General features: G+C 30.0%; 11 protein-coding genes. 7 read left to right on the top strand and 4 right to left on the bottom strand.

The window, feature by feature from the left end; genetic code table 11:
• Nucleotides 1–271 precede the first annotated feature (271 nt).
• The gene (locus B5S50_RS02630) at nucleotides 272–1,123 is read left to right on the top strand and encodes a DegV family protein (protein ID WP_217303010.1); all 852 of its coding nucleotides are present in this window, start codon (nucleotides 272–274) and stop codon (nucleotides 1,121–1,123) included.
• 5 nt (nucleotides 1,124–1,128) lie between these two features.
• Nucleotides 1,129–1,602 (top strand): PadR family transcriptional regulator, encoded by a 474-nt coding sequence (locus B5S50_RS02625; RefSeq protein WP_217303009.1) that lies wholly within the window; start codon nucleotides 1,129–1,131, stop codon nucleotides 1,600–1,602.
• 120 nt (nucleotides 1,603–1,722) lie between these two features.
• Here B5S50_RS02625 and B5S50_RS02620 read toward each other — a convergent pair whose 3' ends face one another.
• Complete coding sequence (locus tag B5S50_RS02620; protein ID WP_217303008.1) at nucleotides 1,723–2,439, bottom strand: TerC family protein; 717 nt, start codon at nucleotides 2,437–2,439, stop codon at nucleotides 1,723–1,725.
• Nucleotides 2,440–2,751: 312 nt separating this feature from the next.
• Here B5S50_RS02620 and B5S50_RS02615 point away from each other — a divergent pair, with 312 nt between their 5' ends.
• From B5S50_RS02615 to B5S50_RS02595, 5 genes are all read left to right on the top strand, one after another.
• A complete protein-coding gene (locus tag B5S50_RS02615) occupies nucleotides 2,752–3,660 on the top strand; it encodes a WG repeat-containing protein (protein ID WP_065078094.1) in 909 nt (302 codons plus the stop codon).
• A 428-nt stretch (nucleotides 3,661–4,088) separates the two neighbouring features.
• On the top strand, nucleotides 4,089–4,919 hold the full coding sequence (locus B5S50_RS02610) for an HAD family hydrolase (RefSeq protein WP_207644800.1): 831 nt from the start codon (nucleotides 4,089–4,091) through the stop codon (nucleotides 4,917–4,919).
• Between the two features lie 128 nt (nucleotides 4,920–5,047).
• Entirely contained in the window at nucleotides 5,048–5,314 is a 267-nt protein-coding gene (locus B5S50_RS02605) for a metal-sensing transcriptional repressor (RefSeq protein ID WP_065078096.1), read from the top strand.
• A gap of 420 nt (nucleotides 5,315–5,734) precedes the next feature.
• Complete coding sequence (locus B5S50_RS02600; RefSeq protein WP_217303007.1) at nucleotides 5,735–8,185, top strand: heavy metal translocating P-type ATPase; 2,451 nt, start codon at nucleotides 5,735–5,737, stop codon at nucleotides 8,183–8,185.
• Between the two features lie 156 nt (nucleotides 8,186–8,341).
• Nucleotides 8,342–8,557: a heavy-metal-associated domain-containing protein gene (locus tag B5S50_RS02595; protein ID WP_217303006.1), complete on the top strand. Its 216-nt coding sequence runs from the start codon at nucleotides 8,342–8,344 to the stop codon at nucleotides 8,555–8,557.
• 220 nt (nucleotides 8,558–8,777) lie between these two features.
• Here the strand turns inward: B5S50_RS02595 and B5S50_RS02590 are convergent, their stop codons facing one another.
• The 3 genes from B5S50_RS02590 to B5S50_RS02580 all read right to left on the bottom strand — a co-directional run bounded on the left by B5S50_RS02590 (nucleotide 8,778) and on the right by B5S50_RS02580 (nucleotide 12,676).
• Nucleotides 8,778–9,944, bottom strand: a complete 1,167-nt coding sequence (locus B5S50_RS02590; RefSeq protein ID WP_217303005.1) for an iron-containing alcohol dehydrogenase — start codon at nucleotides 9,942–9,944, stop codon at nucleotides 8,778–8,780.
• A 251-nt stretch (nucleotides 9,945–10,195) separates the two neighbouring features.
• On the bottom strand, nucleotides 10,196–12,094 hold the full coding sequence (locus B5S50_RS02585; RefSeq protein WP_217303004.1) for a sigma-54-dependent Fis family transcriptional regulator: 1,899 nt from the start codon (nucleotides 12,092–12,094) through the stop codon (nucleotides 10,196–10,198).
• Between the two features lie 312 nt (nucleotides 12,095–12,406).
• Nucleotides 12,407–12,676, bottom strand: coding sequence for a hypothetical protein (locus tag B5S50_RS02580; RefSeq protein ID WP_217303003.1), 270 nt, complete (start codon nucleotides 12,674–12,676; stop codon nucleotides 12,407–12,409).
• Between the last annotated feature and the right edge of the window lie 122 nt (nucleotides 12,677–12,798).

Here is a 12,798-nt window from a genome sequence, read left to right as displayed (position 1 = left end):
TGTGATGCTTATTAACAGGATTCTTAGTGCTTCAGCACTTAGAAGGCGTTATCCTTTAGGGGAAATCGTTATCCAGGGACGTAGCTGCTCTTTACTCTCACTTGGAGAAAAGCAGATATCCCAAATCTTTGATTTGGTGATAGTCGCTTTCGCTGTGTGCAAGCAGATATCCCAAATCTTTGATTTGGTGATAGTCGCTTTTATAGAGTATGTGGGAGTATTAGAGCAGGTAGTCATCGGATAAATTTTGATAAGTAGGGAGGAACAAGTTTTGGAAAAGATTGCATTAATAACAGATAGTACTAGTGACTTGAGTAATAGTACTATAGAAAGATATAATATAAAAGTACTTCATTATAGGATAATATATAAAGACAAAGAATTTATAGATAAAGTAACTATAACTCCAGAATATGTATATGATAATTTTGATAAGGAAATACCTACATCATCTATGCCATCTATGAGTGAAATGGAAAATTTATTTGCAAATTTAGAAAAAGAAAATTATACACATGCCATAGTTGTAACTCTTTCTGCAGGATTAACTGGTTTTTACAATGGGATAAAATTAGTAAGTGAAAATCATCCCAAAATCAAGACATATATATTCGATTCTAAATCAATTTCTTTTGGAGAAGGTTTTATAGTAGTTGATTGTGCAAAGCTCATAGAAAAAGGTGTAAATTTTGATGAGATAGTTAGGACAATACCAATTGTAAGAAGTAAGATTGATCTATTTTTTGTAGTTGGAACATTAGAATATTTAAAAAAAGGTGGCAGAATAGGGAAAGTAGCAGGTACTATTGGAGAACTTTTAAATATAAAACCTATTGTATCAATTGATAATAATGACGGGAAATACTATACTTATGATAAGGTAAGAGGAAGAAAGAAATCTTTAAATAGATTGATTGAAATTGCAAATGAAATTCTTGACAAAAAAAAGTGTAAACTGTGTATTGTACATGGTCATGCACTGGAGGATTCAAAAAAAATATTTGATTTAATAAAGAATCATAAAAACGTAACTTCTGCAATTTTTGGAGGAGCACTAAGTCCTGTGGGAGGAGTTCACAGCGGACCTGGTTTAGTTGGATTAGTATTATTTGAGGAAGAATAAATTTTATGAGTAAATTTGATTTTAAAGGAAATACAAAGAAAGAAGAAAAATTTCTTTATGAAGAATATAAAAGGAAACTGGCAGAATTAAAAAAGGTAAAAAAGGAACAAGAAGCTGTAGGACAGGTCTTTACAAAAGGACTTCTTCCTATATATGTACTTTATATTTTAAGCATAAGTCCAACTAATGGAAATGATATATCCCATAAAATAGGAGAAAGGACAGGTGGAAGGTGGATCCCAAGTACAGGAGGAATCTACCCAATCCTAAGAAAACTGGAAAAGGATAAGTTAGTAATTGGAAAATGGGATGATTCTAAAAACAAAATGCAAAAAATATATACTCTTACGGATTTAGGAGTATGTGAACTGAAAAATAGAAAAAATCTTCTAAGAGATAAAATAGAAGATTCTCTAGAAGTATTTAAAATTGTATATAAAGATTTGTATGATGAATTAGAAGAAAATAAAGATTTATAAAACATGCTGCTTAATTAGGTGTGGATGTTATTTGAACTTATCTAGAACTTTACTTTAAATGAAATATTAGAGCTGATAAGTTATGGGATAAGACACCATTTAAGAGCATGTTTTATTATATTAACTATTACTTTTAAAATAATCTTCCTTAAATTTTTTAAAGTAATAACTTATAGGTTTGTTTACTCTATATAATCCATATAGTAATACTATAATTGCAAAGCCAAAGGATAATACATTTGTTAGTACAGGTGATGTGAAACCTGCTAATATTTTGTCTTCTAGCATCATATTTACGGATGTATGGGCCAGTACAGCGCCTCCTAAGTATATTACCATAGGGTGTTTATGCATAAGTTTTGCTACAAACTGACTTCCAAAAAATATTATAGGAATATTTAATACCAATCCAAATATTATACTGGGCACATGTCCATGAGCAGCAGCAGCTATTGCAAGTACATTGTCCAGACTCATGGTAGCATCAGCTATTACTATACTTGAGATTGCACGAAAATATTTATTTGAAGGACTGATTTTTAAATTTTCCTTCTCAGATTTAGGGCTTATGAAATTCCAGGTTATTTTTATAAGTAAGATTCCACCTATTAATTTTATAGGAAGCCATTCTATTAACATTATGTAAGTGATGAGACAAGCAAATATTATTCTTAGAAAAATCGCAGCAAATACTCCAATCATAGAAGCAGATTTTGCATGATTCTTTGGTAAATCTTTAGTTGCCAGGGCGATAACTCCTATATTATCACCACTTAATACTATATCTAATAAAGTAATTTGTAGAGCCCCTAGCAAAAAAGTAGTTAAATTATCCACGCCGTTTACTCCTTTTATTCTAATTTTTAAATTAAGTTAGTATTGTACAAAGTAATATATTCATTAAATATAATAAATATTACTTATTTAGTTTTTCTATAATTTATTGTAACACATAAATGATACAATATAAAGTATATAAAGCAAAATAATTTACCATATAATATGGTTTTTAAATCTACATACATTTTAAATAATAATGAATATAGAAGATTCTGACTTATTATTTTATTTAATTCATATATGTGATAAAATTAAATTTGAACAGATGTTTATATGAAATTAAAACGATTGCAAATAGGGGGAAATTAAATGAAAAACTATACTAATTTATTTAGAATTAAGTTAAATGATAAGTGGGGTTATATGGATAATAATGGACAAGTTATCATAGAACCTGTATTTCAATATGCATGGGATTTTCTGGATAGTTTAGCTGCTGTTAAGATGAACAATAAATGGGGATATGTAGACTGCAACGGAAAAACAGTTATAGACTATAAATATACACAGTCATGGAATTTCTCCGATGGATTTGCTCCTGTGAAAATAAAGGAAAAGTGGGGTATTATAGATCATAATGATAACATGGTTATAGAACCAAGTTTTAATTTTATTGATGAGTTCTCAAATGGAATGGCACTGGTAAACAAAAATAGTAAGTATGGTTTTTTGGACAAAAAAGGAAACTACCCAATAGCATTGAAATACGAAAATGCCTTTAGTTTTTCAGAAGAGGTTGCTAGGGTAAATAATGGCGATAAGTGGAAGTACATTGATAGTAAAGGAAATGAAGTAATAAACTGTAATTTCGATTGCGTTTTTGATTTTCATGAAGGATTAGCTCAAGTTATGAAAAATTTTAAATATGGATTTATTGATAAATCAGGTAATTTAGTTATAGAACTTAAATATGATAGTACAGATGGTTTTTATGAAGACGTAGCTAATGTAAAAATAGATGAAAAATGTGGATACATAAATAAAAAAGATGAATTTGTAATAGACCCTATTTTTGATGAAGCTCTTAATTTTAGTGAAGGACGAGCCTTTGTAAAGATAAAGGATAAATGGGGATGTATTGATAAAAGTGGAAAGTTTGTATTGAAACCTCAATTTGATGATGTAAATAATTTTTGTAATGGAGCAGCTATGGTAATATTGGATGATAAATATATATATATTGACAAAGAGGGAAAAAGAATTTGGGAAGAACAGTAGATACAATTGAGAATTAGAAGTTAAGAATTAAAGAGGAAATGGGCATAGATTTGTGTAAGAGTGAATCCATGCTCATTTATTATTGAAGGTAATTCAACTTTCGCACATATAGAATTTTGACTTAATATAAAAAAATTGTGAAACAATATTTTTAAAGAACAAAGTTCAAAGTTCAAATATCAAATAAGGATAATTTTCTTCCTAACGTCAGAAAATATTAAAATTATAGATTTCCTGAGGTACGAGGGAAATCATCTTTATCTGTTCTTTGTTATTTGAACTTTGTTATTTGAACTTTGTTATTTTAAAAAGCTTTGCTTCGCAAAGTTTTTAAACTGCGAAAGTTAAGTCTATATTTTTATGGCTCTTAGATATATAATAGGTTTTGTGACTTAATTATTATGAATGCGTTTGGAGGACTGAATATTTTGAAGTTATATATTTCGGACTTGGATGGAACTTTATTAAATTCAGATCAAGTCGTAAGTAAAGATTCAATTAGAATTATAAATAAGTTAATAGATTCAGGATTAAAATTTACTATTGCTACAGCTAGGTCCTATGAAGCTTGTAAAAGTATATTGAAACCATTAAATCTAAATATACCTATTATTTTAAATAATGGAGCTTTCGTATATGATACTACTTTGGCTAAAAATATAGTAGAGAACTATTTAGATGAGTGTACGGTTTATTTTATTTTAAAATATTATGAATTAAAAAAAATTTCACCTATAGTGTCTGCAGTGGATTCAATTGGAAATAAAAAGATATTTTATAGGGGCATTTTTAATGAAGGACAAAATATATACATAAATTCAAGAATACAGCATGGTGATACAAGGCTTACTGAGGTAAGTGATTTTTCACAAATAGTTAATTATAATATAATAAATATTTTTGCAATAGAAGCAAAGGGTGTTTTAGATGACACATATCAATTATTTACAAAAATAATAAAGGGCAGTTTTCATTACACAGAGGAAATTTATGCGAAAGGTTTTTTCTGGCTTGAATCAATGAATTATAATGCTAATAAAAGATTAGCAGCTAAATACTTAAAGGAAAGTTTGAAAGCAGACAAGCTTATTTGTTTTGGAGATAATTTAAATGATGCACCACTTTTTAAATTTGCGGATGAAAAATATGCAGTTAAAAACGCATATGATGAATTAAAAAAGTTGGCTACAGGAATTATTGGTTCAAATAATGAGGATGGAGTGGCTAAATTTCTTGAGTATAATATTGGTAATAGTTAAGAAGATTATTTATGGTAAATGTATAATAAAGGTCTGAAGATGGTATAGTAGGGTTAAACTTATATTGAATTAAATTTAGGAATAGTATATAATATAACTACACCCCCTCTAGGGGGGAGGGAGGAAAAATGAACGAAGAAAAAAAGAAGGCCATACAAGCTTTAAAAACTTCAAAAGGACAAATAGAAGGTATAATAAAAATGATTGAAGAAGGAAGATATTGTATTGATATATCTAATCAAATGGTTGCAGCTCAGTCATTGCTAAAAAAAGCTAATTTGCTTATTCTAAAACAACATCTTAATAATTGTGTAAAAGATGCTTTTATTAACAATAGTGGTGATGAGAAGGTAGATGAGATAATAGGGTTACTTTCAAAGTTACTAAAAGACTAATATATAACTTAAAAAATTATAGATATGCCTCCTCTTGCTTTCCATCTTACATTAAAGGTTTACATATAGCAATGTAGGAGGCGTAAAGCAAAAGCATAAATGATAACTTATAGTAAAATACCACCCCGCAGGTGGGGGGTAAATATAATACTAAATGTAAAAGCTTAAAATATCAAGTGATTCTTAGGTTCAGGTGGAGTTTGCTTATAAGGAATACATTTTCTCAATCTGAACCTTAGAAGAACTTATCCAGGTGCGTAGCAGTGCTTATCCACCACTTCGAAGAAAAGCAGATATCCCAAATCTTTGATTTAGTGATAGTCGCTTTCACAGAGTGCGATGGGGGTGTTAGCAATGGTAGCAATCGGGTAGATAGTAGTTTTAAAGTTATGCGTATCAAAACAGAAGGAGGAAGAAGCAATGATAAAAAGGACATTAAAAATAGAAGGAATGACCTGTGCAGCTTGTGTTAAAGCAGTGGAAAGAGCTTCAAAAAAACTAGATGGTGTGTTAGACGCTAATGTTAATTTGGCAACGGAAAAATTAAGTGTAAGTTTTGATGAGTCAAAGGTTAATGTTCAAGATATACAGTGTGCAATAGATAAAGCTGGATATAAGGCTTTAATTGACACTACAAATAGAATATTGAAAATAGAAGGAATGACTTGCGCAGCTTGTGCTAAAGCAGTAGAAAGGGTTTCAAAAAAACTAGAAGGCGTATATGAAGCAAATGTAAATATTGCTACAGAAAAGCTAAGTATAGCATTTGATGCTTCAAAAGTTAATGTTCAGGATATAAAAAAGGCAATAGAAAAAGCAGGATATAAAGCTTTAGAAGAAGAAATTTCTGTAGATACAGATAAGGGAAAAAAAGAAAAAGAAATAAAGTCGTTATGGAATAGATTTATAATATCTGCTGTATTTGCAGTTCCACTACTTATAATAGCTATGGTACCAATGATTAGTGAAAAATTGGGATATATGCTTCCACAGGCTATAGACCCAATGAATCATCCGCAAGTTTTTTCAATAATACAGTTACTTTTAGTATTACCTATAATGATTGTTGGTAGAAAGTATTTTACTGTTGGTTTTAAATCATTATTTAGAAGAAGTCCCAATATGGATTCACTTATAGCAATAGGCTCATCTGCTGCTTTTATCTATAGTGTTTTTGCAGTATATGAAATTTTTATAGGAAACACAAACTATCATTTATATTTTGAATCAGCAGGTACAATACTTACTCTTATTACATTAGGTAAATATCTGGAATCTGTTGCTAAAGGAAAAACTTCGGAAGCTATAAAAAAGCTTATGGGGCTTGCACCAAAAACTGCTACTATAATTAAAGAAAATAAAGAAATAGAAATTTCTATAGATGAAGTTGAAGTTGGAGATATAATTGTAGTAAAACCTGGTGAAAAAATACCTGTAGATGGAGAGGTTACAGAGGGAATTACTTCAGTAGATGAATCCATGCTTACAGGCGAAAGTATACCTGTAGAAAAAAATCCTTCTGATAAGGTCATTGGAGCAAGTATAAATAAAAATGGTTCTATTAGGTATAGAGCTACAAGAGTTGGTAAGGATACAGCACTGGCACAAATTATTAAATTAGTAGAGGAAGCTCAGGGGTCAAAGGCTCCTATTGCAAAATTAGCAGATGTTATATCAGGATATTTTGTACCAGTAGTAATGGCATTAGCTATAATTGGCGCTTTAGCTTGGTATATACATGGTGAAACCGGAGTATTTTCACTTACTATATTTATATCAGTGTTAGTAATTGCGTGTCCTTGTGCTTTAGGATTGGCAACACCAACTGCTATTATGGTTGGTACCGGAAAAGGTGCTGAATATGGTGTGCTTATAAAAAGTGGTACTGCACTTGAAACAGCACATAGAATTCAAACTATAGTATTTGACAAAACAGGAACTATAACTGAAGGCGATCCAAAGGTTACAGATATAGTTACAGCCTCAAATATAGATGAAAATTATTTACTGCAATTGGCAGCTTCAGGTGAAAAATCATCAGAGCATCCTTTGGGAGAAGCAATAGTTAAAGAAGCTGAAAATAGGGAAATTGAATTAAAAAAATTAGAGTCATTTAAAGCTATACCAGGTCATGGAATAGAAGTTGATATAGAAAACAGTAAAATATTGCTTGGTAATAAAAAGCTTATGGATGAAAGAAATGTTTCCTTAGAAAAATTAGAGGAAAAATCACAAGCTTTAGCAAATGAAGGCAAAACTCCTATGTATGTTGCTTTTGAAAATAAGGTAATTGGTGTAATTGCTGTAGCAGATACAGTTAAAGAACACAGCAAGAGGGCTATAGATAAACTTCATTCCATGGGAATTGAAGTGGCAATGATAACTGGAGATAACAAAAAAACTGCTGACGCTATAGCTAAGCAAGTTGGAATAGATAGAATACTTGCAGAAGTTTTACCACAAGATAAGGCAAAGGAAGTTAAAAAACTTCAAAGTGAAAACAAGAAAGTTGCTATGGTTGGAGATGGTATAAATGATGCACCAGCCTTAGCACAGGCTGATATAGGTATAGCTATAGGATCTGGTACGGATGTAGCTATGGAATCTGCAGATATAGTTTTAATGAAAAGTGACTTAATGGATGTAGTCACAGCTATAGATTTAAGTAAGAAAACCATAAAAAATATAAAGGAAAACTTGTTCTGGGCCTTTGGTTATAATACTTTAGGAATTCCAGTAGCCATGGGGGTACTGCATATATTTGGAGGACCACTTTTAAATCCAATGATAGCAGCCCTTGCCATGAGTTTTAGTTCTGTATCAGTTTTAAGTAATGCTTTAAGATTGAAAGGCTTTAAGCCATCAATATAAACAAAGTTCTTGGCATCAGATGGAGTTTTGACTCCACCTGATGCTTAGAAATCGTTATCCAGAGACGTAGCTGCTCTTTACTCCCATTTGGAGAAGTGGGAGTATTAGAGCAGGTAGTCATCGGATAAAATTATAAAATGAAGGGTGGAATAAGTTATGAAAAAGAAGATAATCGTTGAAGGAATGAGCTGTGGACACTGTGTTAATCATGTAAAAACAGCATTGGAGGAAATTAAAGGTGCAGCCAATGTATCTGTTGATTTAGACTCTAAAACAGCTTTAGTTGAATCTAGTGGTGAAATTAAAGATACTGACATAAAATCTGCTATTGAAGATGCAGGTTATGAAGTTATTTCTATAGAGCAAGCATAATATTTAATATTTAGCACAAAGAAGATGCTTCACAATAGAAAATAATTTTAAATAATATGTTCCTTTTCTATGGATGTATACTTAACTTTCATAGGCACAAAAATACTCCTCTTATTATAAACAGATTGGGGCTGTCTACTCTAAGGGGAGCATACTACTTTAGTTTGTGTACATTTTTCTAAATATAAATACATTAAATATAAATACATTAATTTTTAAACTAGAAATTAACTTTTTGCCCATTATACATATACTGCAAGAGCTTTTTCATTTCTTCCTCAGTTATTGCTCTAGGATTAGCTCCAGTGCAAGCATCCATCATGGCATTGTGAGCTATAAAATCTAGGTTTTCATTAAAATCATTTTCGCTTATACCATAATCTTTTATGGTGAGAGGAATATCCATTTTTTTATTCATAGTACAAATCATTTCAGTTAATGAATCTACTAAATCATTTTCATTATTTCCTGGAAGTTGGAGTTTTTTAGCTATTTCAGCATATCTTTCTGAACAAGCTTTCTTGTTAAAATCTATAATATAAGGCAAGTATATAGCATTAGCACACCCATGAGGTATGTGAAATACTGCACCAGTTTTATGTGCTATACTATGAGTTATTCCAAGGAGTGCATTTGAAAATGCCATTCCAGCCAGACATTGGGCTATATGCATATGGCCCCTAGCTTCTTTATCTTCTTCATAGGATTTCAATAAATATTTATGAATCATGGTTATAACATGCATAGCAAGTGGATCTGAAAAATCTGAATGCAAACTTGCAACATATGCTTCTATTGCGTGAGTAAGTGCATCCATTCCAGTGTGTGCTGTAAGCTTTTTAGGCATTGTTTCTGCAAGAGACGGATCTATTATAGCTATATCGGGTGTAAGGTTAAAATCTGCAAGAGGATATTTTATTTTAGCTTTATAGTCTGTTATTACAGAAAATGATGTTACTTCAGTTGCTGTTCCACTTGTAGAAGGTATAGCAACAAATTGTGCCTTTTGCCTTAATTTAGGAATCCCAAAAGGGACTACCGCTTTTTCAAATGTAAAGTCAGGGTATTCATAAAATATCCACATTGCTTTGGCAGCATCGATGGGAGATCCTCCACCTATTGATACTATCCAGTCTGGATTAAAGTCTCTCATTATTTTAGCACCATTCATAACAGTATCAACAGATGGATCAGGCTCAACACCTTCTATTAATTTAACTTCCATACCTGCTTCTTTTAAGTATTCTTCAACTTTGGCTAAGAACCCAAATCTCTTCATAGATCCTCCACCTACAACAACTACTGCTTTATTTCCATCTAAATTTTTTAAATTTTCTAAGGCATTTTCACCAAAGTAAATATCCCTAGGCAAAGTAAATCTTCCCATTTTTGTCCTCCTTATTATTAAGTTATATTACTTTTTTAGAATTTAACTATTGGGGTAATTAAATTTTTTGGTTTATATTTAATTAAATATATAAGCAAGTATTGTGCCAGTATATTTTTTATCATGAAAAGATTGAATCTAGATGGATATTTTATAGAGTTTAGTTATCTTTTAAAATACTGTTGCAAAAAGCAACAATTTTCCTTAAAATACTGTTGCTTTTTTACAACAGTGTTGTTTTTATATACACTTTAAGAAAAATTAATTTGATATTTTTTTATCTTTGTGTACAAAGTACTTCTATTTATTCCTAAAATTTTAGAAGCTTTTGACATATTATGATTACAATTATTTATACAATTTATTATTGCTTTTTTTTCCCATTCTTCTAATGAGCACATATCATACTTAAGGTTTGTAGTACAAGGACTAGTTTGCTTATTTACTGAAAGATTATTTTGAAAGTCAAAAGATGTATTTCCATTCATATTTACAATGTTCTCAATACAATTTTCTAATTCTCTAACATTTCCAGGCCAATTATGGTTTAAAAGCTTTTGATATATATCAGGTCTTACTATTGGAATGGATTTTTTAAGTTTAAAAGCTTTTATTTTTAAAAAATAATCTATTAGTACTTTAATATCCATATCTCTTTCCCGCAGTGGTGGTACATATATAGGTATTACATTTAGCCTGTAGTATAGGTCTTCGCGAAAAGTTCCTTTTTTTATCTTTTCTCTTAAATTTTTGTTGGTAGCCGCTATAATTCTTACATCTATTTTGATGCATTTATTTCCACCTATTCTCGTAATGCAGTTTTCTTGGAGAACCCTTAAGAGATTTACTTGCATATCTAAAGGCATTTCTCCAATTTCATCTAAAAATAAAGTACCACCATTTGCAAGTTCAAATTTTCCTGCACGCCCTCCATGTTTTGCACCTGTGAATGATCCATCTTCATATCCAAATAATTCACTTTCTATTAAATTTTTGGGTATGGCACCGCAATTTATTGCTATAAAACTGTTGTTTTTTCTGCTGCTGTCATTGTGGATGGACTGGGCAATAAGTTCTTTCCCTGTACCGCTTTCGCCTTGAATTAGTACAGTGGAAGGACTGTTAGATATACTTTTTAACTGTTTTTTTAAATTTATCATTTTTTCACTGCTGCCAATTATATCATCAAATGTGTAAGTAGCAGATCCGCTTGTGTATTTGTTAACCAAGTTGTATACATTTTGTATATCTTTAAATGTAACTACCATACCAGTTACGGTATTACTTTTATCCCTTATAGGATATACATTTAAATTAAATCTTCTTCTTTTATCCGAATATAAAATTTCTTTATCTTCATATGAGTTTCCTGATTTAAGTTCATTAAGTATATATTGCCAATTAGATAAAACTTTACATGCATTTTTATCTATAATATCTTTTTGGTTTATACAAAGCATATTACATGCACTGTTATTTATAGCTTTAATGATTCCATTGTTATCTACAGCTAAAATTCCAAAATCTATGGAATTCATGATTTTGTTTAAGTATTGATAGGCTTTAAATAATTCACTTTGAGATTTGTTTAATTTTAAGTGATTTTCAATGGATTTTACTGCTGCTACAACAAGACCTAATGTATGTGGATGAGCCAGTTGACGTTTTCCAGTTAGATTTAGACATCCGATTATATTTCCTTGTTCGTTGTGTATGACAGATGCAGAGCATGTACAAATTTGAAAAATATTTATAAAGTGTTCTTTGCCTGAAACTTGAACTGACAAATTTTCAAAAAGAGCAGTTCCTATTGCATTTGTACCAGCACTTTTTTCACTCATATCAGCACCTTCTACAATTCCAGCTTTTGATTGTTCTATTAATATATCTTTGTCACCTATGATAGTTAATACAATTCCATTTTTGTCTGTAAGATATAATGAAAAACCTGACCCATTTAGAAAATCATAAAGTATTTCCATAAATGGTCTTGCTATTTCTATAATATAGCTGTTTTCTTTTATTAAGTTGTCCAATTCTTTACGGTTAAGATTGCGTTTAGGCCTTGGGATACCTTTTTCCATATGATATTTAATGCACCTATTAAGAGACCTGCTAACTATTTCATTATGAGTAGATGATTTAAACATTATTAGATTACCTTCCTTTGTATATCATAAATAGCTTTATGTAGCGTATTAATTTATAATTATGTTTATTTTGAAATTATAATATATAATTTTATCATAACTTGGATGTAAATGTTGATTTATCGATAACAGATATTAATTAAATGTTTAATTCATAATTAAAAAAATTGAAAGTGTATTTGAATCTGCAATAAAAGGGGTTTAGAAGTAGAACAATTTCATAACTTTATAAAAATAAGGCTATGTTTTAATATAGTGTTGAAATATGATAAAAAATTATAGGTGAGGTTGTCCACCTATAATTCTCAATATTTAAAAAATATGAAATAAATCATATAATATAATTGTGACAAATGATATAAACAAAAACAAGTATACTATATTTATATGCTTGAAAATTTTTATGTTTTTTTGTTTATCATATCTAATCAACCTATCCAATACACACATGAAACCTATAAGTACTATTACATTCCCCCAATAAACATACTTTACAGCTATTTCATTTGCAGTGCTAAATGAAAATCCTAAAATAATATAAATAATAACGCTCTTTAGTATAAAATCTAAATTCTTACCCATTAAATTCCTCCATTCCTCTTAGTTAATTATATTATAATTTTATATTGCATCTATTATAACGCTTGGCTCTCTTTATTTTAGGAATCCTTTGCCTCAAAGTGACAAAAATATTAACTTTTTAT

Origin of the sequence: Clostridium sp. 001 (genome assembly GCF_019056555.1) — a bacterium.
GTDB classification, from domain to species: domain Bacteria; phylum Bacillota; class Clostridia; order Clostridiales; family Clostridiaceae; genus Clostridium_B; species Clostridium_B ragsdalei.
This window is presented reverse-complemented; position numbering and strand designations above follow the sequence as displayed.